Here is a 20,702-nt window from a genome sequence, read left to right on the forward strand (position 1 = left end):
AACGGAGGCAGATTTCCATGAAGACACTGCTGGAGAAGACGCGTCGGATCAATCGCCTGCTTCAGAAGAGCGCAGGTACCCAGGTGAACTTCAACGAGTTGGCCGGGGTTCTGGCCGACCTGATCGGTGCGGATGTGTACGTCGCTTCCCGGAAGGGGAAGATTCTCGGTCTCGGGCTGACCGCCGGTGACGCGGACGACTACCAGAACATCACGTTCACCGAGGACTACAACAGCTCGCTGATGAAGATCGACGAGACCACGGCGAACACGGAGGAGAGCGCGCTCACCGTCCTGCAGGAGGGCAAGGAGGTCCAGATGCGGGGTGGCCGGGTGACGATCGTGCCGGTCAACGGCGGCGGCGAACGCCTGGGCACGCTGGTGCTGGTCAAGACCGCGGAACTGACGGATGAGGACCTGATCCTGGGCGAGCTGGCCGCCACGGTCGCGGGCGTCGAGATCCTGCGGGCGCACGCCGGCGAGCTCGAGGAGGAGGCCCGCAAGAAGGCCGCCGTGCAGATCGCCCTGGCGACGCTGTCGTACTCCGAGCTGGAGGCGGTGCAGCACATCTTCGACGAGCTGGACGGCAACGAGGGGCTGCTGGTGGCCTCCAAGATCGCCGACCGCGTGGGCATCACCCGCTCGGTCATCGTCAACGCCCTGCGGAAGTTCGAGTCGGCCGGTGTCATCGAGTCCCGGTCCCTCGGCATGAAGGGTACGCATATTAAGGTGCTGAACGACCGGCTGATCGAGGAGCTGCGCAAGCTCCGGAGCTGATCCGTCCGCCGCGGAAGCCCCACGCGTGGAGCGCGTGGGGTTTTTTCGCTACCCTTACCGTTCAGGAGGGAAAAACGCAACCAGGGACGAACATTAACGCGACAGCAGACGTATGCGCGGACCGTCTCACGGGCAAGGAGGGCGAAGCGGCGTGATCAAACTGCGGCGGTTCAGGTCTCAGGGTGGGGAGTTCGTGGTCAATGCGGATCTGATTGAGACTGTCGAAGCGACGCCGGACACGGTCGTGACCCTGACTACCGGTCACAAGCTCATCGTGCAGGAGACTGTGGACGAGATCATCCAGAAGGTGGTTGACTTCAAGCGCGCCTGCCACACGCCGCTGCGGGGCAGCCGTGAGCCAGTTGAATAGTCCGAACGCAGCTCGAGGAGGGCCGGGGTCGGTGCGATTACCAACCATCAACCAGCGACTGACGATCTACGTTCCGACCGGATGGTGGAAAGGGCGTTACTCTACCTATTTAGAAGCAGTGGAGGAATCCAGCATTCGGGTGGCTCACCCGATGTTCGGTTCCGCCTTGATCCCCGTGATGCCCGGGGATGAGGTGGTGGTGGAGTATCTTCACGACGGCGAGCGCGTGCGGTTCCCTGCCCAGGTTCTGCAGCGGGTGGAGGGCGCGACGCCGGCACTGGTCCTCACGAAGCCGGAACCGGCCGAGATTCGGCGGCAGCAGCTGCGCAGCTACTTCCGGCTGGACGTCAGCCTGCCCATCGAATATGTGCCCAGCGGCCGCAAACCGGACGGTGACGCGGAGCCGGAGCTGGTGCCGGGCCGCACGGTGAACATCAGCGGCGGCGGCGCCCAGATCGTCACGCGCGAAAGCTATCCCGTGGGCACGCGGCTGGACGTGGTGATTCACCTGCCGGACCGGCTGATTCCCGCCGAGGTGGAGGTGGTGCGCCACGTGCCGGTCGCGGTGGTCCCCGGCTCGGGTGAGGCGCCTGAACCGAGGATGGGGGTTCGGTTTACGCAGATCGATGAGCGTGACCGGGAGCAGATCGTCCGGTTCATCTTCGCCGAGCATCGCCGCAGGCTGCGGAAAGGTCTGGAGTAAGCGGGGGTGAAGGAGGCGTGAACGAATCGCTGGAGGGCATGGGCGCCGGGGGGATTGCGCCGCGGGACGCGGAGCTGGTGCTGACGGTGGCTGCCAACGCGATGTGGGTCGAGGCGAAGGTCGTGCCTCCTGAACCCGGCGGCAGGCACATCACCCGGGAACAGGTGCTGGAAGAGCTGGCCAAACGGAAGATCGTCTTCGGCATCAACCATGAGGCCATCGACCGCCTGGTCGAGATGGCGGCGCAGGGGTTCCGCACCGAGCGCGAGGGCGTCGTGGTGGCCGAGGGCCGCCGGCCGGTGGATGGCGAGGATGGGGCGATCATCCATCACCCCATGCTGCAGACGCCGGCCGGATACCCGCGCCTCACCCAGGACGGCCGGGCGGACTTCTTCGACCTGAACCTGGTCAGGAACGTGGCCAAGGATACGGTGCTGGCTACCCGCAAGCCTCCCACCCGCGGCGAGCCGGGGATGGACGTGTTCGGCCGGCCCGTGAAGGCCCGCGAGGGGCGAGACGTCCAGCTGCGGGCGGGCGCGGGCACCCGCCTCTCCCCGGACGGCCAGTCGGTGATCGCCACGGTGGAGGGCCACGCCTCCATCTCGGCCAGCGGTGAGGTCACCGTGTCTCCCATCTTCACCGTGCCGGGGGATGTCGGCTACGGCTCCGGCAACATCGACTTTGTCGGCACGGTCATCGTGCGGGGCGATGTGACGCAGGGGTTCACGGTGAAAGCCGGGAAGAACGTCGAGGTCCACGGAGGGATTATGGGGGGCAGCGTGGAGGCCGGCGGCGACGTGATCGTGCGTTACGGCATCGTCGGCGGCGGCCGGGGCCGGGTCAAGGCCGGCGGGAAGGTGCGCTGCCGTTTCATCGAGTCCGCAGAGGTGGAGGCCGGCGGCGACGTGGAGGTCTCCGACGGCATCCTGGGCTCCCAGGTTTCGGGGGACAGCGTCATCGTGACCGGGGGGCGAGGCTCCATCATCGGCGGGCGCATCCGGGCCCGCCGGGAGATCAGCGCCCAGTACCTCGGTTCGGCGATGGGCGCCCCCACCGACTTGCAGGTGGGCGTGCCGCCCGCGGTACGCGCCGAGCTGGAACAGATCCGGGAGCAGCTCGCGCGGGTGGAGGACCGGTTCGGCCAGGCCACCCGGACGGCCACCTACCTGAGCAAGGCCGGCTCGGCAGCGGAGACGGGGCGTCTCTCGCGGGAGTTCGCCGAGAAAAGCCGGCGGCTGACGAGTGCGGAGCGGATGCAGCTGGCGGCGCGGGCCGCCGCGCTGGAGTCGCAGCTGCAGCCGGAACCCGGCGCGTGCGTGAAAGGCTTCGAGGCGGTTTACCCGGGGGTGCGGATCACGATCGGTGCGGAGCGGCATGTGGTGGTGGACCAGTCGACCAACAGCTGCTTTGTCCTCGGCGAGGAAGGGGAGATCACGCTGATCCCGGCCTATTAGGGCAGCGGGCGCAGGCCTGCCGGGGTGAAGCGGCCGCGGCGTTGGGAGGTGTCTGACGATGGCGGTGAGACCCATAGACTCCCTGACGATGCTGCCGCGCCTGGCCGAAGCGGGGCGTACGGTGCACCAGAGCGAGCAGTTTCCACACGCCTTCCAGCAGGTGCTGGGCGCGCAGGTGCAGCAGGAGGGTGAACGCAGCCAGAAACAGGTGCGGCGGCGCACCGAAGTCGAACACCCGGTGATCACCGCCGACGGGCAGCGTTCCGGCGGCCGCGCGCCCCAGGGGTCGGGCGGCGAGGGCCGGCGCAGCCGCCAGCGGCAGACCCGCAGCGAACCAGCAGAGCCGCCGCCGGGCACCAGCCGGCTTGACGTGAAGGTCTGAAGCATGTACACCCCGGGCCCCGGCATACCCATTTGGGTGGCCGGGGCCGTCCGTCTTTCCGGGCCGGCATCCGGTCAGCCCGGAGGGAGGAATGCAGGATGGGAAGCACCGTGACCGGGGCGCCCCCGCGCAGCGGACCCTTCTGGCGGGGCGTCCTGGCCGGCGCGGGGGCTATGCTCGCCGCGCTGGCGATGGGGATTGGATACCTGACCACCGCCGGCATCACCGTGACGGTGGCTGCGGGGCCGCTGGCGGAACAGGTGGCTGCCGAGGTGGAGACGGCCGTCCGGCGGGAGCTGGCTGCTGCCCTGGCTGATGTGCAGGCGCAGTGGCCGGCGCGGGTGCAGGAGGCGGCCCGGAGCCGGCTGAGCGGCCTGCGCCTGGAGGTGGCGGGGCTTACGGTGGAACTGCCGGAAGCGGTGAGGGAGCAGGTGGAACGGGCGGCGGAACAGGCGGCGCAGTCCGCGCTGGAGGCGGCGGCAGACCGCGCGCAGGTGGACGCGGTGGCCGCCCGGGTCGGCGGGCGGGCGGCCGCGCTTGCGCGGGACCACCTGCCGGAGGCCCTCGGCGGCCAGCGGCTGGTCCTGCAGGTGGCGCCCGGAGTCGCGGTGCCGGTGCGGATCCGGGTGCAGTGAAGGCCGCGGGTGAACCCGGCGGGGCTCCCGTCCGTCTGTACGGTTGAGATGATCTGGAGCGGGAGCGTGGATGGACGGTGGCGCGGTGGCTGACGGAGCCGGAGCTGCTGGAGCAAACGGGCCTGACCCGGGCTGAACTGAGGTGGTTCCGCGAGCGGTTTGCCGCGCAGATGGGCTGCCTGACGCGCCGCGATCCCCGGGGCGAGCCGCGGTACGCCCCGGATGCGGTGGTGCTCCTGCGCAGCCTGGCGGCCCTGGTGGCCCGGGGCGCGACACCGGAGCAGATCAAGGCGTGGTACGGGCTGTAGTCGCGGAAAACCCTTTGCCAGCGCCCCCTGTTTGTGCTAAGATATCGGTTGGTGTGTGACTACACACGTTCGCAGATCGCTGCGGCGATGCTGCCCCGGGCAGTTCCGCAGCGGGATGAGGCGGACGGAGGTTGCAAAATCTGTGGAGGTGAATGGTCCCGTGTCTGTGATCTCCATGAAGCAGCTCCTGGAAGCGGGCGTCCACTTCGGCCACCAGACCCGCCGGTGGAACCCCAAGATGAAGGAGTACATCTTCACCGAACGGAACGGCATCTACATCATCGATCTCCAGAAGACCGTGCGCATGGTCGAGGCCGCCTACAACGCTGTGCGGCAGATGGCTGCGGACGGCGGCAAGATCCTCTTCATCGGCACCAAGAAGCAGGCGCAGGACGCGGTGCGTGAAGAGGCCGAGCGCTGCGGGATGTTCTACGTCAACCAGCGCTGGCTGGGCGGCATGCTGACCAACTTCGAGACGATCAAGAAGCGCATCGCCCGCCTCAACGAACTCGAGGAGATCGAAGGCACGGAGTACTGGAGCAAGCTGACCAAGAAGGAGCAGGCGCAGCTCCAGCACGAGAAGGAGAAGCTGCAGAAGAACCTGGGCGGCATCAAGGGCATGAAGAGCCTGCCGGACATGGCGTTCGTCATCGACCCCCGCCGGGAGCGCATCGCGGTCTCCGAGCTGCGCAAGCTGGGGATTCCGATCGTCGCCATCGTCGACACCAACTGCGATCCGGATGAGATCGACTACGTCATTCCGGGCAACGACGACGCCATCCGGGCGGTGAAGCTGCTGACCAGCAAGATCGCCGACGCCGTCATTGAGGGCCGCCAGGGTGTGGATACCTCCGCCACGGTCGAGGAAGAGGAGGAAGTCGCCGCCGAGGAAACCGAGGCGGTCGAGGACCTCGAGACCGACATGATGGAGGAAGAGGCGGAGTAACTGCACGGGAGCATGAGCGGGGCGGACTCGAGGAAGGCTATCCCACGATGATGGGATTGACGCCTCGGAGCCCCGCTCTTCCTGCGATATGCATACTGAGCTGTGAGCAGTGAGCTGTGAGCAGTGGGCTGTGGGCAGCGGGCTGTCAGCAGTGGGCTGTCAGCAGTGAGCTGTGAGCAGCGGGCCGTGAGTGGTGAGCCGCGCGATGGCCGGGGGGCTGTGCGCCGGCAGCGTCCGGCGATGAGCGGTCGGCTGTGAGCAGTGGGCAGTGTTCGGTGAGCCCTGAGCCCGTGGCACTGCGCGGCGGGCCGTGAGCTCCCCGGTGCGGAGCGGTGGGCGGTCTGCGGTGAGCCGTGAGCCGTGAGCCTCCGGCGATGAGCGCCGGGCACCTCACCACTCGCCTCACTACCCATCTCCCCATCCATCTCCCCTATCCATCTCCCCATCCATCTCCCCATCCATCTCCCCATCCATCTCCCCATCCATCTCCCCATTCATCTCACCATTCATCTCCCCATCCATCTCCCCATTCATCTCACCATTCATCTCACCATTCATCTCACCATCCATCTCCCCATCCATCTCCCCATCCATCTCCCCATTCATCTCCCCATTCATCTCCCCATTCATCTCCCCATCCATCTCACCATTCATCTCACCATCCACCTCACCATTGCTCACAACCCACTACTCACCGCCCACAACTCCTCTCACCTCTCACCACTCACGACGCACCGCCCAATGGGGGGAAGGCCTGCTTCCCCCGATTCGGCATGACTGTGCATACCAGAAACTGGAGCCCGCCTTTCCGAGTGATGGGAACCTAACCAACAGGGGGTATTTCGAGCATGGCCGAGATTACCGCAAAAATGGTTGCAGAGCTGCGCGCCCGGACCGGAGCCGGCATGATGGACTGCAAGAAGGCGCTGGTTGAGACGGGGGGCGACTTCGACAAGGCCGTGGACTGGCTGCGGGAGAAGGGCCTGGCCTCCGCCGCGAAGAAGGCCGGCCGCGTCGCCGCCGACGGGCGCGTCCACGCCATCGTGGAGGAAGGCGCCCGCCACGGCGTGCTGGTCGAGATCAACTGCGAGACCGACTTCGTGGCCAAGGGCGAGCCGTTCATCAACCTGTGCAACCACGTGGCGGAGGTCATCCTGAAGACGAAGCCCGCCTCCATGGAGGCGCTGAACGAGGCCCTGGGCGACACGGTGAAGGAAGCCATCGCCAAGATCGGCGAGAACATCCAGGTGCGCCGGTTCGAGCGCTATGAGGTGGCCGAGGCGGGCCGGGTGCACGCGTACATCCACGGCGAGGGCCGGGTCGGCGTGCTGATCGAGCTGGCGACGGCGACGCCGGAGCTGGCGGCCCACCCCGAGGTGGAGTCGCTCTGCCACGAGCTGGCGCTGCAGATCGCCTCCATGCGTGCCCAGTACGTGAAGCGGGAGGACGTGCCCGCGCACGTGATCGAGCACGAGAAGGAGATCCTGAAGGCCCAGGCCATCAACGAGGGCAAGAAGCCGGAGATCGCGGAGAAGATGGTGGCCGGCCGCATCAACAAGTTCTACCAGGAGGTCTGCCTGCTGGAGCAGGAGTGGGTCAAGGACGCCAAGAAGACCGTCGGCGACCTGGTGAAGGAGGTCTCCGGAAAGGTCGGCGGCGAGATCACGGTGAAGCGCTTCGTCCGCTACGAGAAGGGCGAGGGCATTGAGAAGCGGCAGGACGACTTCCAGGAAGAGGTCATGCGGCAGGCTGGTCTGAAGTAAGCCCGGCGAAGGCAGGCGGGAGGCGTGGCGGCCTCCCGCCTTTGAGCAGGGGGGGCGTCTTCTCCGGGAATTGCGGCAGTTGCTGGAGGAAACGCTTTGCAAGACGTAGAAACGGTTTTTGGTCGGCTCAACTCGGCCGGCACCCGAACTGGAGGCCTGAGGATGCAGACACCGAAGTACCGCAGGGTTGTGCTGAAGCTCAGCGGCGAGGCGCTGGCCGGACCGAAGGGGTTCGGCCTGGACCCGCAGGTGCTCTCCGCCCTGGCCCGCCAGATCAAGGCGGTGCACGACATGGGGGTCGAGATCGCCATCGTCGTCGGCGCCGGTAACTTCTGGCGGGGCCGTCTGGGTCAGCAGATGGGCATGGACCGGGCTTCTGCGGACTACATGGGCATGCTCGCGACCGTAATGAACTCGCTCGCCTTGCAGGACGCGATCGAGAAGCTGCAGGTGGATACCCGGGTGATGTCCGCCGTGGAGATGCGGCAGGTCGCGGAGCCCTTCATCCGGCGCAGGGCGATCCGTCACCTCGAGAAGGGCCGTGTGGTTATCTTCGCCGCCGGCACGGGCAATCCGTATTTCACCACGGACACCACCGCCGCGCTGCGGGCTGCGGAGATCGAGGCGGAGGCCATCCTGATGGGCAAGCAAGGCGTGCAGGGCGTGTACGACTCCGATCCCCGCACCAACAGACATGCGGTCAAGTACGACGAGGTCACGTACCAGGAGGTCCTGGCGAAAAACCTGCAGGTGATGGACGCCACGGCCACCGCGCTCTGCATGGACAACCGCATCCCCATCGTCGTGTTCGACATGATGGGTCCTGACCACATCGTCAAGGTCGTCCTCGGTGAGGACGTTGGTCAAACCTACGTCAGGGGGGAATAACCAGTGACCAAGGAAGTTATTAAGGATGCAGAGGAACGGATGAAGAAGGCGGTGGAGGTGTTCCGCCAGGACCTGGCTGGAATGCGTGCGGGACGCGCCACGCCGGCCCTGCTCGACAAGGTGCGCGTGGATGCTTACGGCTCGCCCGTTCCGGTGAACAACGTCGCGACGATTGAGGTGCCCGATCCCCGAACGCTGGTTATCAAGCCCTGGGACCGTTCGCTGATCAAGGCGATCGAGAAGGCGATCAACGTCTCCGATCTGGGCCTGAACCCGACCAACGACGGTCAGGTGATCCGCCTCAGCATCCCGCCCATGACCGAGGAGCGGCGGCGGGAGATGGTCAAGGCCGTGAACAAGCGGACCGAGGAGCAGCGGGTGGCGATCCGCAACATCCGCCGGGACGCGAACGACCAGATCAAGAAGATGGAGAAGGACAAGACGATCTCCGAGGACGAGGCCAAGCGGGCCCAGGACGAGGTCCAGAAGCTGACCGACAAGTATATCAAAGAGATCGATCAGATCATGGCCGCGAAAGAGAAGGAGATCATGGAGGTCTGACCGGTGGAAGGCGGTTCATGGCGGTGGGATCTGGTCGGTCTCCGCTGGTCGGAGGCTGAGGCGATTCTGATCGACCGCGGCGTACCCTACACGTGGTCGGTAACCGCCCCTCCCAACCGCCCGGTCGGGATCGGGGAGCTGCGGGTCGTCGCACAGCGTGAGACCCCTGCTGGACTGGCCTTCGTGCTGGCGCACCGGGAATACGCGCGCCGGGAGCAGCCGGCGGGGTAGGGAGGTCGTGGAGGGGCGTGTTGGACGACTTGCGCGAACGCGTTGGACTCAAGCGGGTGGCGCCCCCGAGCACGGCATCGCGGGAGGAGGACTATCGCCCCCGTCACGTGGCGATTATTATGGATGGCAACGGGCGGTGGGCGGTTCAGCGCGGCCTGCCCCGCACGATGGGACACCGCGCCGGGGTGGAGGCCCTGCGCGGGGTGGTGAAGGCCGCCCCCGACCTGGGCATCAAGATCCTGACGTGCTACGCGTTCTCCACCGAGAACTGGAAGCGCCCGAAGGATGAAGTCGATACGCTGATGAACCTGCTCCTGGAGTACTGCCGTCTGGAGGCCGAAACCCTGCACCAGAACGGTGTGCGGATCAAGGCCATCGGGCGCATTCAGGAGCTGCCCAAAGCCCAGCAGCAGGAGATCGCTCGGGCAGTGGAACTCACGCGGAACAACGACCGGCTGATCCTGAACCTGGCAGTCAACTACGGCGGCCAGGCCGAGCTGGTGGATGCGTTCCGCAGCCTGGCGGCCGAGGTGAAGGCCGGCGGGCTGGAGCCGGAGGCGATCGATGCCGAGGCCGTGAGGCGGCACCTCTACACGGCCGAGCTGCCCGATCCGGACCTGATCATCCGAACCGCCGGCGAGATGCGTCTTTCGAACTTTCTGTTGTGGCAGTCGGCCTATGCCGAGATCTGGGTGACCGATGTGTACTGGCCCGATTTCACGCGGGAGCATCTGGAACAGGCCCTGCGGGATTATGCCCGGCGTGAGCGGCGTTTCGGCGCCCTGTGAGCCCGAAAGGGGCACAGAGACGCGGCGGCTGGCCACAGCAAAGCAGGTGACGTCGTGCTCGTTCGTACACTGACGGGCCTTGTAGGCATACCGGTATTCCTGGGCCTCCTCTATGTCGGGCAGTGGCCCTTCCTCGTGCTGGTGGCGGGGATGGGCCTCATTGCCTTCTACGAGTATGTGCGGCTGGTGCGGGCCGTGGGTTTCCGGCCATCCCTGCCGCTGGGACTCGCGGCCACAGCGGCCGTCGTGCTGGCCGCTGGGCTCCTGCCGCCCCACGGCGTCGCCGCCGGGGCGGTGACCGCGGTGGTGACGCTGGTGATCCTGGCCTGGACGCTCTTCCGGCCGGAGTCGTTCTCGGCGGTGGACGGGCTCTTTACGCTGGCCGGCGTGGGCTACGTCGGCCTGCTCGGCTACCTCGTGCTGCTCCGCCGGCTCGGGGGCGGCGCAGGCTGGGATGCCGGCCTTGCGTGGGCCGGCATGGCCTTCCTGTGTACGTGGGCCGCAGACACGCTCGCCTATTTCGTGGGCGTGATGTGGGGCCGGCACAAACTGGCGCCGAAGATCTCGCCCCAGAAGTCGGTGGAAGGCTTGCTCGGCGGAATCGCCGGCGCGGCGGTGGCGGGGCTGCTCTGGGGACCGGCGATTCTCCTGCCCCGGTGGCAGGGCGCGGCGCTGGGCGCGGCGATCGCGCTGGTCGCCGCGGCGGGCGACCTGGTGGAATCGGCGCTGAAGCGGAACGCGGGGGTGAAGGACGCCGGCCGGCTGCTGCCTGGCCACGGCGGCGTGCTCGACCGGTTTGACAGCGCCCTTTTCGTGCTGCCGTTCGTCTATTACATTGCGACCTTGGTATTCAAAGTATCATAAGCCGGGGTGGGCATGGGGGAGGTGAACCCCGTTGGACAGGCCGTGGTTGTTTTCCGTACTGGGCCTTGCGGCCTTCCTCGTGATCTCCTGGGCCCTGCTGACCTATGGTCTGCCTGTCGTGCTTCCGTTTGTGCTGGCCTGGCTCATCGCGGAGCTGATGGATCCGCCGGTGACGTGGCTGGTGCGCCGCGCCCGCATCCCTCGCTCGCTGGCCGTGGCCATCCTGCTGATCCTCATCGTGGGCGTGATCGCCGCCCTGCTCACCGTGGGCATCGCCTACCTGGTGGGCGAGATCCGGGCGCTGATCGGCAATCTTCCGTACCTGTATGCGGCGGGTCTCGACCTCTCCGGACAGGTCCTGCTCTACCTGGAGGAGCTGGTCGGCAACCTGCCGGAGTCGGTCCAGGTGCAGGTCAGTGAGAACCTCAGCAAGCTGCAGTCCAACCTGGGCGGCTACCTGGAGACGCTGGCCAGGCGGCTGGGCTTCGTGACCTCGGTGCCGGGCTTCCTGATCAACGTGATCATCACGTTTGTGGCGACCTTCTTCATGGCCCGCGACCGGCAGGAGATCGGGGCGTTCCTGCTCTCGCTCTTCCCGGAGCAGTGGCGGGACAAGCTGCGCCAGGTGCGGATGGAGGTCTGGCACAACGCCATTGGCTGGGCCAGGGCGCAGGCGATGCTGATCCTGATGACCGCCGTGGTGTCCATGATCGGCTTTGCCATCATCGGCGCGGATTACGTCGTGCTGGCCGGCCTGGCCGTCGGCCTGCTGGACGTGATGCCCATCGTCGGCCCGGGCGCGCTCTACGTCCCGTGGATCCTGTACGCCGCGTTCACGGGCCGCTTGTGGTTCGCCGTCAAGCTGCTGATCGTGTATGCCACGGTCAGCGCCCTGCGGCAGATGACGGAGTCGAAAGTGGTGGGCGACCAGGTGGGCCTGCACCCGCTGGCCGTCCTCCTCTCGATCTACCTGGGCATCAAGTTCTTCGGCGCCCTGGGCGTGGTCTTCGGCCCGCTGATCACCATCCTGCTGAAGGCGATGATCACTTCGGGCCTGCTGCCCATCTTCACGGACGCGAAGCCCAGGCGCTGACACCACTGCGAAGGAGTAATGTTCATAGATGACGAGAGGGATTGCGATCCTCGGCTCCACCGGCTCCGTCGGCACGCAGGCGCTGGACGTGATCGATCACCACCCCGGGCGTTTCCGCGTGGTGGCCCTCGCCGCCGGCTGGCAGGTGGAGCGGCTGGCTGAGCAGGCCCGGCGGTACCGGCCGGCCCTGCTCTCTGTCGCGGATGCGGAAGCTGCGGCCGCCCTGCGGCAGCGCCTGCAGTCGGAGTCCGGCGGCTACAGGCCGGAGATCACCTGGGGACAGGAGGGGCTGATCCGGGCGGCGACCCATCCGGAGAGCAGCCTGGTGCTGACCTCCGTGGTGGGCGCCATGGGGGTGGAGCCGACGCTCGCAGCCATTGAGGCCGGCAAGGACATTGCGCTGGCGAACAAGGAGACGCTCGTCGCGGCCGGCGAGCTGGTGATGGCGGCGGCCCGGGCGCGCGGCGTAAAGCTCCTCCCGGTGGACTCGGAGCACTCGGCGATCTTCCAGTCGCTCTCCGGCGCCGACCCCGGGCAGGTGCGCCGCATCCTGCTCACCGCATCCGGCGGTCCGTTCCGCGGGCGGAAGGACCTGAGCGGCGTGACGCGGGAGGAGGCCCTGCGCCACCCGCGCTGGTCCATGGGGGCGAAGATCACCATCGACAGTGCGACGCTGATGAACAAGGCGCTGGAGATGATCGAGGCCCGCTGGCTGTTCGGGGTGCCGATGGAGCGCATCGAGGTGATCATCCACCCCGAGTCGATTCTGCACTCCGCGGTGGAGTTCGTCGACGGCAACGTGATCGCGCAGCTCGGCCCCACCGACATGCGCCTGCCTATCCAGTATGCCCTCTGCTACCCGGAGCGCTGCCCGGGGTTTGTGCAGCCCCTCGACCTGATCGCGCTGGGGTCCCTCACCTTCGAGCGGCCCGATGAGGAGACCTTTCCTTCCTTGTGCTACGCGCGGCGGGCCGCTACAATGGGAGGGACGATGCCGGCCGTGCTGAACGCCGCCAACGAGGTGGCGGTTGAGCGGTTCCTGGCCGGCGAGATTCCCTTCACCGGCATCTTCCAGGTCGTCGCCGGGGTGATGGATCGCCACGACCCGGTTCAGCGGCCCGACCTGGCGGCGATACTCGCCGCAGACCGCTGGGCGCGGGCCGCGGCGAGGGAGCAGGGGATCACGGGATGAACCTGCCCGGTGGGGGCCGTACGGAGGCGCAGGCTGGATCCGGGGCGGGCAGCGGTCTCCGGTGGGCGCGGCGCGGTGAGGGGGTTCTGCGGACGGGGCCGGCGGCGATCCGGGCCGCTGGCAGCATGGTGTGGGCAGGGGCCCAGGAACAGGTGGTGAGGGCATGACCCTGGTGGATTGGCTTTGGGCGATACCCGTTTTCGGGTTGATGATATTCATGCACGAACTGGGTCACTTCGCGGTGGCCAAGTTCTTCGACATCCGCGTGCACGAGTTCGCGCTGGGCTTCGGCCCGGCGGTTCTGGGCTTTGACCGGGGCGAGACGCGGTACAACCTGCGTGCGATTCCCCTCGGGGGCTTCGTGCGCATGGCCGGCATGGACCCCAGCGAACCGGAGGACCCCAGGGGGTTCAACAGCAAGCCCATCTACGCCCGGGCGCTGACGATCTTCGCCGGGCCGCTGATGAACTTTCTGCTGGCGTCGCTCCTGCTCTCGGTGTGGGTGTGGGCGCGGGGCGTGCCGGTGACCGAACCGATCTTCGGCGACGTGCTCGACGTCTGCGCGGGCCAGCCCTGCCCGGCGGCGGTGGCCGGTCTGCAGACGGGCGACCGGGTGCTCTCGATCGCCGGAAAGCCCGTCGCCAGCTGGTCCGACATCCTGACCCACGTCGGGGAGTCGGAGGGGGCGCCGCTGGAGGTCCGGTTCGAACGGGGCGGCCAGGAGATGCGCACCGTGGTCACACCGGTGTACATGGATGGCCGCTGGATGATCGGCGTCCAGCAGATGATCCGCGACGTCCCGCTGATCCACGCCCTGGCGCAGGGCCCGGTGATCACCTACCAGTACTCGAAGGCGTGGGTCGAGTCGCTGGTGCAGGCGGTGGTCGGGCGCGCGGAGATCGAGCTGTCCGGGCCGGTGCGGATCACCCACGAGATCGCGACGCAGGCCTCGGAAGGCCTGACCAATCTGCTGTGGCTGACCGCCTTCCTGTCGATCAACCTCGGCCTGTTCAACCTGCTGCCGATCCCGGCCCTGGACGGCTCACACCTGCTGTTCATGGCGGTCGAGGCCGTGCGGGGGCGGAAGCTGGATCCGGAGCGGGTCAACATGGTGCACTTCGTGGGGTTCCTGCTGCTGATGGGGCTGATCCTGGTGGTCACCTATGGCGATCTGCGGGCCGTGATCCTGGGGCAGTAGGCCATTCGATGCGGAAAGGGAGCAAGTGCTGGACATGATGAAGCGGCGTAAGACGCGGGCCGTACAGGTGGGGCGCGTGCAGATCGGCGGCGGCGCGCCCATCTCTGTGCAGTCGATGACCAAGTGCGACACCCGCAACGTGCCGGAGGTCCTCCGGCAGATCCGGGCGCTGGAGGAGGCGGGCTGCGACATCGTGCGGGTGGCCGCGCCGACGCTGGAGGCCGCCGAGTGCTTCAAGGAGATCCGCAAGGGCTGCAGCATCCCGCTGGTGGCCGACGTCCACTTCGACTACCGGATCGCCCTGAAGGTGCTGGAGGCCGGGATCGACAAGCTGCGCATCAACCCCGGCAACATCGGCGCCCGCTGGAAGGTGGAGGAGGTCGTCCGGGCCTGCCGGGAGCGGGGCGTACCGATCCGCATCGGCGTCAACGCCGGGTCGCTGGAGGAGGAGTTCCTGGAGAAGTACGGCTACCCCACGGCGGATGGCATGGTGGAGTCGGCGCTGAAGCACGTCGCCATCCTGGAGGAGCTGGGATTCCACGACATCGTGATCTCGATCAAGTCCTCCCGGGTTGACCAGATGATCGAGGCGTACCGGAAGCTGGCCGAGAGGGTGGACTACCCGCTGCACGTGGGCGTCACCGAAGCGGGCACGCCCTTTGCCGGCACGATCAAGTCGGCGGTGGGCATCGGCACGATCCTGGCCGAGGGCATCGGCGACACCATCCGGGTCTCGCTCTCCACCGACTGCGTCGAGGAGGTGCGGGTGGGCTACGAGATTCTGAAGGCCCTGGGGCTGCGCACCCGGGGGATCAACATCATCTCCTGCCCCTCCTGCGGCCGGGTGCAGATCGACCTGGTCAAGGTGGCCAACGAGGTGGAGCGGCGGCTGCAGCACATCGACGTGCCGCTGAACGTGGCGGTGATGGGCTGCGTCGTCAACGGGCCCGGCGAGGCGGCCGAGGCCGACGTGGCGCTGTTCGGCGGCAAGGGCGTGGGCATGCTCTACGTCGGCGGCGAGCGGGTGCGCAAGACCACCGAGGAGGAGATGGTGGAGGCCCTGGTCGAGCTGGTGGAGCAGAAGGCTGCCGAGATCAAGGCCTCCGGGCAGGTGCCTGCCGGCTACCGCCGGCATGCGGAGCCGTAACGGGCCAGAAAGCAACAAGAAAGGCCGCAGCCACACGGGCTGCGGCTTAGCGCGTGATCCCCTTCCGGTGGGCGCCCGCCGCCGGTCCGGAGCGCGGTCCGCGGCTGGCGGGTCAGTACGAGACGCCGTCGGTTCCCTGGCGAGTCACCTTCCAGGCGCCGTTCACCCGCTTCAGCGCAAGCACGCGGAGCCGTTGGGGCACGGAGGCGGGGGGCTCGACCAGGTCAACGGTGACGATGAACTCGGTGCCCGTCCGGTTCGGCGTCAGCGCAGGGTGCACAAGGCCGTTGGGGCGTGCCGGCGCGGCCAGCCCCCGGTTGGCGGCGATCACCTCGGCGGCGGTGAAGTCCGCCTCGTCCGCCAGCATCGCGGCCACTGCACCCTCGTCGCCGGCGACCACCGCGACCCAGAAGTCATGGGCCGCCTGCCGGGCCCGTGCCGTGGGGGAGAGGTTGTTCGACCAGTACCAGGCACCGGCGGCCGCGGCCAGGATGATGAGGAGCCACAGTGCGAAGCGGGTCTGCGCGTCCTGCCGAGCCTGGTGGGTCATGGGCACCGCGATACCACAGAACGGGCGGCTGCGCTACGGGGACATGCAGCAACAGGAATCAGGCTGGAGGCCAGGCAGTTGCCCATCTTCGCTCAGAGGTCGACGTCCTCGTCGAGCAAGCACCCCTCTCGCACGTAGGCCACCAGCTTGCGCGCCTCCCTGGGCACCCGCCAGCCGGCCTCCCGGTGCTCCCACCAGCGATCCGGGTCAAACCACGGAAGGTCCACGGGGCAGGGGACCAGCTCGATCCAGCGGGGCATGTACGTCCGCAGGGCCAGCAGCGACCGGCGCATGTGCCAGGGCACGGTGACGGCGATCAGCCTCCGGATGCGGTGCAGGCCCACCTGCCGGTGCAGCGGCGCCAGCGAGCAGAGCACGTTTTCGATGGTGTGGTTCGACTCGGTCTCGATCAGGATCGCCTCCGGTGGGACGCCCAGGGCCAGCGCCTGCTCGCGCATGGCCACGGCTTCCGGTCGGTTGCGCTGGCCGAACTTCGTTCCCCCGCTGAGGAAGAGCAGGGGCGCCTTGCCCGCGTGGAAGAGCCCTGCCGCCTGCTGTACCCTTTCCATGCTGACCCCGCCGAACACGAAGATGATGTCGCCCGTTTCCCCCCGGTAGAGCCGGGCGTCCATGACCAGCCGGGCGATCTGCTGGTTGCCCAAGGTCTCCAGGTCGATTTCCGAGATGCGCACTGGCCGTCCCCCCTGTTGGGTATAACGAGGCACGCGCCGTTGGGTTGCGGCGGGGACCCGCCGGCAGCACCGGGGCGGCAAGGTCACATGTCGGCGCAGTTGACAACTGCACCATCAACTGGTAGTCTATGGCCTAGCGAAAGGCGTTGAAAGGGCCCGCCCCGCAGGACCTGTCCCAGAGAGCCGGCCGATCAGGTGCGAGGCCGGTACAGCGTCGGCGAGGGCCACCCACCCTGGAGCCGCCGGCGACCGCCCCCGTGGGCCTAAGCCGTGCCGGGTTTCCCGCCGTTACCGGGGCAAGAGCGGACCGGGCGAGGCCCGGTCAATGAGGGTGGTACCACGGGAGCGACGCCCCCGTCCCTGCGAGGGACGGGGGCTTTCTGCAGCGTGCCGGCGGGCCGCCGCCCTCCTCCCCCAAGAGTCGTGCGAAGGAGAGAGCCGGGAATGAAGGAAGAGAAGGGTTTCGTCAAGGAGATCACGCCCCAGTCGGAGGACTTCTCCCGCTGGTACATCGACGTGATCCGCAAGGCCGACCTGATGGACTATTCGCCGGTGCGGGGCTGCATCGTGTTCAAGCCCGACGGCTATGAGCTGTGGGAGCGGATTCAGGCCGGGCTCGACAGGCGGTTCAAGGAGACCGGCCACCGCAACGCCTACTTTCCGATGCTGATCCCCGAGTCCTTCTTCCAGAAGGAGAAGGAGCACGTGGAGGGGTTCAACCCCGAGCTGCCCTGGGTGACGGAGGCCGGCGGTGAGAAGCTGGAGGAGCGGCTGGCGCTCAGGCCCACCTCCGAGACGATCATCGGCCACATGTACGCCCAGTGGATCCAGTCCTACCGCGACCTGCCGGTGCTGATCAACCAGTGGGCCAACGTGTTCCGCTGGGAGAAGCGCACCCTGCCGTTCCTGCGCACCTCCGAGTTCCTCTGGCAGGAGGGGCACACCGCCCACGCCACCGAGGAGGAGGCCCGGGAGGAGACCCTGCGGATCCTGGAGCTCTACCGGGATTTCGTCGAGACAGAGATGGCGATTCCGCTCTACGTGGGCCAGAAGACCCCGTCGGAGAAGTTCGCCGGCGCGGTGGACACCTACTCCATCGAGGCGATGATGAAGGACGGCAAGGCGCTGCAGGCGGGCACGTCCCACTACCTGGGCACGAACTTCGCCAGGGGCTTTGAGATCAAGTTCCTCGACCGGGACAACCAGCTGAAGTACGTCCACACCACCTCGTGGGGCGTCTCGACCCGGCTGATCGGCGCCCTGATCATGGTCCACGGCGACGACCGGGGCCTGGCCCTGCCGCCGCGCCTTGCGCCCATCCAGGTGATCATGATCCCCGTCGGCCCGCCCAAGCTCCGGGACAAGGTGATGGCCCGGTTCGACCCGCTCTTCGACGCGCTGAAGGCGGCCGGGGTGCGGGTGAAGTCCGACCTGCGGGAGGAGACCCCGGGTTGGAAGTTCAACGAGTGGGAGATGCGCGGCGTCCCCCTGCGCATCGAGATCGGGCCGCGGGACGTCGACAACAACCAGTGCCTCATGGTGCGGCGCGACACGGGCGAGAAGATCCCGGTCCCGCTGGACGAGGCGGTGGCGCGGGCGCAGAGCCTGCTGGAGGAGATCCAGCGCAACATGTACGAGAAGGCCAGGGCCTTCCGCGACGCCCACTCGCACCTGCACATCAACACGCTGGAGGAGCTGAAGTCCCACATCGCCCGCTGCGAGGAGACCGGAGAGCTCCCGGGCTTCGTGCTGGCCGGCTGGTGCGGTTCCGACGAGTGCGAGGCGAAGGTGAAGGAGGAGACCAAGTTCACCTCCCGCAACATCCCCTTTGACCCGCCGGCGCGTAAGCAGGTCTGCATCCACTGCGGCGGCGAGGCCAAGCACACCGTGTGGTTCGCCCGGGCGTACTGAGGCGGAGCAACCTGAACATGACAAACCTGGCTGCGGCAGCGCCCCAGCCAGGTTTTCGTGTACGCCCGGCATCGGCGTGGTGGAGGGCGAGCCGTCGGCGACCATCGCACAGGCGCCCAGCCGTGCAAAGCCGGTGGCCTCGGGGTCGGCCCCGTCCACCAGGACGTCGAAAACGGGAAGGCTGTCACAGCTGATCCGGGGGCGCGTCAGTTCGCCCCAGGAAATCAGGAGCACGACCACCACCGCCACGACCAGCGCACCGGTCCGCCGGCGCCGCACGCCACCGACCTCCCCTGTCATGCATGCGCTCGCACAGGTAGCGGCCGCACAACCTGCGGCTCCCCCTGCGCAGCGCCGGTGTATCAGAGTGACGAGCGTGCGGCGCCGGCGGTTCCCTCCTCACGCTTCTCCCGCAGAGTACTGCTCGCCGGTGAGGCGGGCCCGATCCACGTTGGGGAGCGTGCGCTCCAGGAAGGCGCCGGCGCCCAGCAGGAAGAGCAGGAACCCCGCCGCCCAGAAGATCGGCCGCAGGCCGAGCAGGTCGGTCAGCGGCCCGGTCACCACCAGCGTGAACGGGGTGGCACCGGCGGAGACGCTGGTCAGCAGGCTGAAGGTGCGGCCCTGCTGGCGGGGAGGCACCCGGGTCTGCAGGAGGGAGAAGGCGGCGATGTTGATCATGGCCATGGCGGCGCCGACGATGCCGTACATCGCCGCCCCGGCCCAGAGCGCCTGAGAGTCGGCGGCCAGCAGCAGGCCGGCGCCCATCCCGGTGATGCCGCCGATCAGCAGCCGGCCGAGGCCGGCCCGCTCGAGCAGGCCTCCCGCCAGGTTGCCCGCCAGCAGCCCGCCCATCAGGCAGGCCTGGAGCAGGCCGTAAGTCGACGCGCCGCCGCCCAGCACCCGCTCCGCGTACACCGGGGTCAGGGTGAAGACCGGCGCGGTGGCGAAGCTGGCGGCGGCGAAGGTGAGGAGCAGCATGCGCACCCAGCGGGTCTGCCAGGCGAACTGGAACCCCTCCAGCAACGTGCGGCCGTAGGAGCGGCCCCGGTTGTACCGCCGCTGGGGTCCCGCCTTTCGCAGGAGCACCAGCAGCGTGAAGAGGGAGAAGGCGAAGGTGCCGGCGTCGATGAGCGCGACGCCCCGGAACCCCAGCACCGGCAGCAGCAGTCCCCCCAGCCCGAAAGCGGCGATCTGGACCCCCTGCCGGGTGAAGCCCATCACCGAGTTGGCCAGGGCGATGGACTCGCGCGGGAGCAAACTGGGCAGCATGGCGCTGCGGGCAGGCATGAAGACCGTGCTGGCCAGGTTCTCGGTGAGGATGAGGGCATAGAGCGCGTAAAGCCCGAGCCGCTCGTGCAGCAGCGCGACGGTGAGCACGGCGCCCAGGCGCGTCAGGTCGCAGATGATGAGCAGGACGCGCCGGTCGTACCGGTCGACCAGGGCGCCGGCCGGCGCGCCGAGCAGCAGGATCGGAAGCGCCTCCAGCATCGCCGCCACCGAGACGGCGGTGGCGCTGCCCGTCTTCTCATACACCAGCCAGTTGATGGCCAGGAACAGCGAGATGTCGCCGAAGACGCTGACGATGTGGCCGGCCATGTAGGTGAGCACCAGGGGCCGCAGGATCGGGCGGAGCCGGCCGGCACGCGCGGGCATTGCATTCACCACCATTTCCGGAACCACAGCGCCAGGCCCGCGGCGAGCACCAGCGTGGTGATCAGGCTGCTCTCAGGGCCGTAGCTCGCGCCGGTGAGCCAGTCCGCCGCAACCGGCTGCAGGGTGAAGAAGCGCCCTCCGAAGGTGCCGTACATCGGGAACCCCAGGAGGGTCCACTGCACCAGGTTCCAGCCGTAGTGGAAGCCGATCGCGGCCCAGAGGCCGAGCCGGAGGTAGAAGACGCAGGCCGCCAGGGAAAAAAGGACGAAGTTGACGAAGGTCAGCACCGTCTGCTGCCCGTTGGGAATGTGGGCCAGGTAGAACAGGGCGACGGAGAGCAGGACGCCCACCGGAACCGAGGTCTTGCTGGACACCCAGCCGACCAGGAAGCCGCGGAAGACCAGCTCCTCCAGGGCCACGACCACCAGCATCAGCAGGGGGTTGGTGTAGGTGAGGTAGTCGGGATCCATGTTCTCCGGCAGGGGCGCCACGGCCACCGCGCGCAGTGCGAGCAGCGCGGCGGCCACGGCGAGGATCGCGCCGCCCCCGTTGAGCAGACCCACCACGAACCCGTTGATCCCACTCGTCTGCTGCATG

24 protein-coding genes are annotated in these 20,702 nt (G+C 67.8%); 19 read left to right on the forward strand and 5 right to left on the reverse strand.

Annotated elements, in window-relative coordinates; genetic code table 11:
* The first annotated feature begins 17 nt into the window (after positions 1–17).
* From codY to rpsB, 8 genes are all read left to right on the forward strand, one after another.
* The gene (gene codY / locus ACZ5UM_RS12560; protein WP_464844577.1) at positions 18–776 is read left to right on the forward strand and encodes a GTP-sensing pleiotropic transcriptional regulator CodY; all 759 of its coding nucleotides are present in this window, start codon (positions 18–20) and stop codon (positions 774–776) included.
* A gap of 151 nt (positions 777–927) precedes the next feature.
* A complete protein-coding gene (locus tag ACZ5UM_RS12565) occupies positions 928–1,146 on the forward strand; it encodes a flagellar FlbD family protein (RefSeq protein WP_464844579.1) in 219 nt (72 codons plus the stop codon).
* Between the two features lie 31 nt (positions 1,147–1,177).
* Positions 1,178–1,849, forward strand: a complete 672-nt coding sequence (locus ACZ5UM_RS12570; protein WP_464844580.1) for a flagellar brake protein — start codon at positions 1,178–1,180, stop codon at positions 1,847–1,849.
* 17 nt (positions 1,850–1,866) lie between these two features.
* The gene (locus tag ACZ5UM_RS12575; RefSeq protein WP_464844582.1) at positions 1,867–3,303 is read left to right on the forward strand and encodes a DUF342 domain-containing protein; all 1,437 of its coding nucleotides are present in this window, start codon (positions 1,867–1,869) and stop codon (positions 3,301–3,303) included.
* 58 nt (positions 3,304–3,361) lie between these two features.
* Entirely contained in the window at positions 3,362–3,685 is a 324-nt protein-coding gene (locus ACZ5UM_RS12580; protein WP_464844583.1) for a hypothetical protein, read from the forward strand.
* Between the two features lie 98 nt (positions 3,686–3,783).
* Positions 3,784–4,320, forward strand: coding sequence for a hypothetical protein (locus ACZ5UM_RS12585; RefSeq protein ID WP_464844584.1), 537 nt, complete (start codon positions 3,784–3,786; stop codon positions 4,318–4,320).
* Between the two features lie 77 nt (positions 4,321–4,397).
* Positions 4,398–4,628, forward strand: coding sequence for a MerR family transcriptional regulator (locus ACZ5UM_RS12590; RefSeq protein WP_464844586.1), 231 nt, complete (start codon positions 4,398–4,400; stop codon positions 4,626–4,628).
* Positions 4,629–4,788: 160 nt separating this feature from the next.
* Positions 4,789–5,574, forward strand: coding sequence for a 30S ribosomal protein S2 (gene rpsB, locus ACZ5UM_RS12595; protein ID WP_464844587.1), 786 nt, complete (start codon positions 4,789–4,791; stop codon positions 5,572–5,574).
* A gap of 405 nt (positions 5,575–5,979) precedes the next feature.
* On the opposite strand, the gene ACZ5UM_RS12600 is transcribed toward rpsB, so the two are convergent.
* Entirely contained in the window at positions 5,980–6,228 is a 249-nt protein-coding gene (locus tag ACZ5UM_RS12600) for a hypothetical protein (RefSeq protein ID WP_464844588.1), read from the reverse strand.
* Positions 6,229–6,422: 194 nt separating this feature from the next.
* Between ACZ5UM_RS12600 and tsf the strand changes: the two genes are divergently transcribed.
* The 10 genes from tsf (at position 6,423) to ispG (ending at position 15,299) form a co-directional block, all read left to right on the forward strand.
* Positions 6,423–7,337 carry a translation elongation factor Ts gene (gene tsf, locus ACZ5UM_RS12605; RefSeq protein ID WP_464844590.1) on the forward strand — a complete coding sequence of 305 codons (915 nt, stop codon included), beginning with the start codon at positions 6,423–6,425 and terminating at the stop codon, positions 7,335–7,337.
* A gap of 162 nt (positions 7,338–7,499) precedes the next feature.
* Entirely contained in the window at positions 7,500–8,225 is a 726-nt protein-coding gene (gene pyrH, locus ACZ5UM_RS12610; RefSeq protein WP_464844592.1) for a UMP kinase, read from the forward strand.
* 3 nt (positions 8,226–8,228) lie between these two features.
* Positions 8,229–8,786, forward strand: a complete 558-nt coding sequence (frr, locus tag ACZ5UM_RS12615) for a ribosome recycling factor (RefSeq protein ID WP_464844594.1) — start codon at positions 8,229–8,231, stop codon at positions 8,784–8,786.
* 3 nt (positions 8,787–8,789) lie between these two features.
* Complete coding sequence (locus tag ACZ5UM_RS12620; RefSeq protein WP_464844596.1) at positions 8,790–9,017, forward strand: hypothetical protein; 228 nt, start codon at positions 8,790–8,792, stop codon at positions 9,015–9,017.
* Positions 9,018–9,073: 56 nt separating this feature from the next.
* On the forward strand, positions 9,074–9,805 hold the full coding sequence (locus ACZ5UM_RS12625) for an isoprenyl transferase (protein WP_464848371.1): 732 nt from the start codon (positions 9,074–9,076) through the stop codon (positions 9,803–9,805).
* A 54-nt stretch (positions 9,806–9,859) separates the two neighbouring features.
* Positions 9,860–10,669, forward strand: coding sequence for a phosphatidate cytidylyltransferase (locus tag ACZ5UM_RS12630; RefSeq protein ID WP_464844598.1), 810 nt, complete (start codon positions 9,860–9,862; stop codon positions 10,667–10,669).
* 31 nt (positions 10,670–10,700) lie between these two features.
* Positions 10,701–11,762 (forward strand): sporulation integral membrane protein YtvI, encoded by a 1,062-nt coding sequence (gene ytvI / locus ACZ5UM_RS12635; RefSeq protein ID WP_464844599.1) that lies wholly within the window; start codon positions 10,701–10,703, stop codon positions 11,760–11,762.
* Between the two features lie 28 nt (positions 11,763–11,790).
* A complete protein-coding gene (locus tag ACZ5UM_RS12640) occupies positions 11,791–12,954 on the forward strand; it encodes a 1-deoxy-D-xylulose-5-phosphate reductoisomerase (protein WP_464844600.1) in 1,164 nt (387 codons plus the stop codon).
* 163 nt (positions 12,955–13,117) lie between these two features.
* On the forward strand, positions 13,118–14,152 hold the full coding sequence (rseP, locus tag ACZ5UM_RS12645; RefSeq protein ID WP_464844602.1) for an RIP metalloprotease RseP: 1,035 nt from the start codon (positions 13,118–13,120) through the stop codon (positions 14,150–14,152).
* A 37-nt stretch (positions 14,153–14,189) separates the two neighbouring features.
* A complete protein-coding gene (gene ispG, locus ACZ5UM_RS12650; RefSeq protein ID WP_464848373.1) occupies positions 14,190–15,299 on the forward strand; it encodes a flavodoxin-dependent (E)-4-hydroxy-3-methylbut-2-enyl-diphosphate synthase in 1,110 nt (369 codons plus the stop codon).
* A gap of 112 nt (positions 15,300–15,411) precedes the next feature.
* On the opposite strand, the gene ACZ5UM_RS12655 is transcribed toward ispG, so the two are convergent.
* Positions 15,412–15,849, reverse strand: coding sequence for a hypothetical protein (locus ACZ5UM_RS12655; protein ID WP_464844604.1), 438 nt, complete (start codon positions 15,847–15,849; stop codon positions 15,412–15,414).
* Between the two features lie 92 nt (positions 15,850–15,941).
* Positions 15,942–16,541: a YdcF family protein gene (locus ACZ5UM_RS12660; protein WP_464844606.1), complete on the reverse strand. Its 600-nt coding sequence runs from the start codon at positions 16,539–16,541 to the stop codon at positions 15,942–15,944.
* Positions 16,542–16,985: 444 nt separating this feature from the next.
* On the opposite strand from ACZ5UM_RS12660, the gene proS reads away from it, so the two are divergent.
* Positions 16,986–18,452: a proline--tRNA ligase gene (gene proS / locus ACZ5UM_RS12665; RefSeq protein ID WP_464844608.1), complete on the forward strand. Its 1,467-nt coding sequence runs from the start codon at positions 16,986–16,988 to the stop codon at positions 18,450–18,452.
* Positions 18,453–18,851: 399 nt separating this feature from the next.
* Here the strand turns inward: proS and ACZ5UM_RS12670 are convergent, their stop codons facing one another.
* Positions 18,852–20,105 (reverse strand): MFS transporter, encoded by a 1,254-nt coding sequence (locus ACZ5UM_RS12670; protein WP_464844610.1) that lies wholly within the window; start codon positions 20,103–20,105, stop codon positions 18,852–18,854.
* Between the two features lie 5 nt (positions 20,106–20,110).
* Positions 20,111–20,701, reverse strand: coding sequence for a lysostaphin resistance A-like protein (locus ACZ5UM_RS12675; protein ID WP_464844611.1), 591 nt, complete (start codon positions 20,699–20,701; stop codon positions 20,111–20,113).
* Position 20,702: the final 1 nt, after the last annotated feature.

It is taken from the genome of Symbiobacterium ostreiconchae (genome assembly GCF_055396975.1).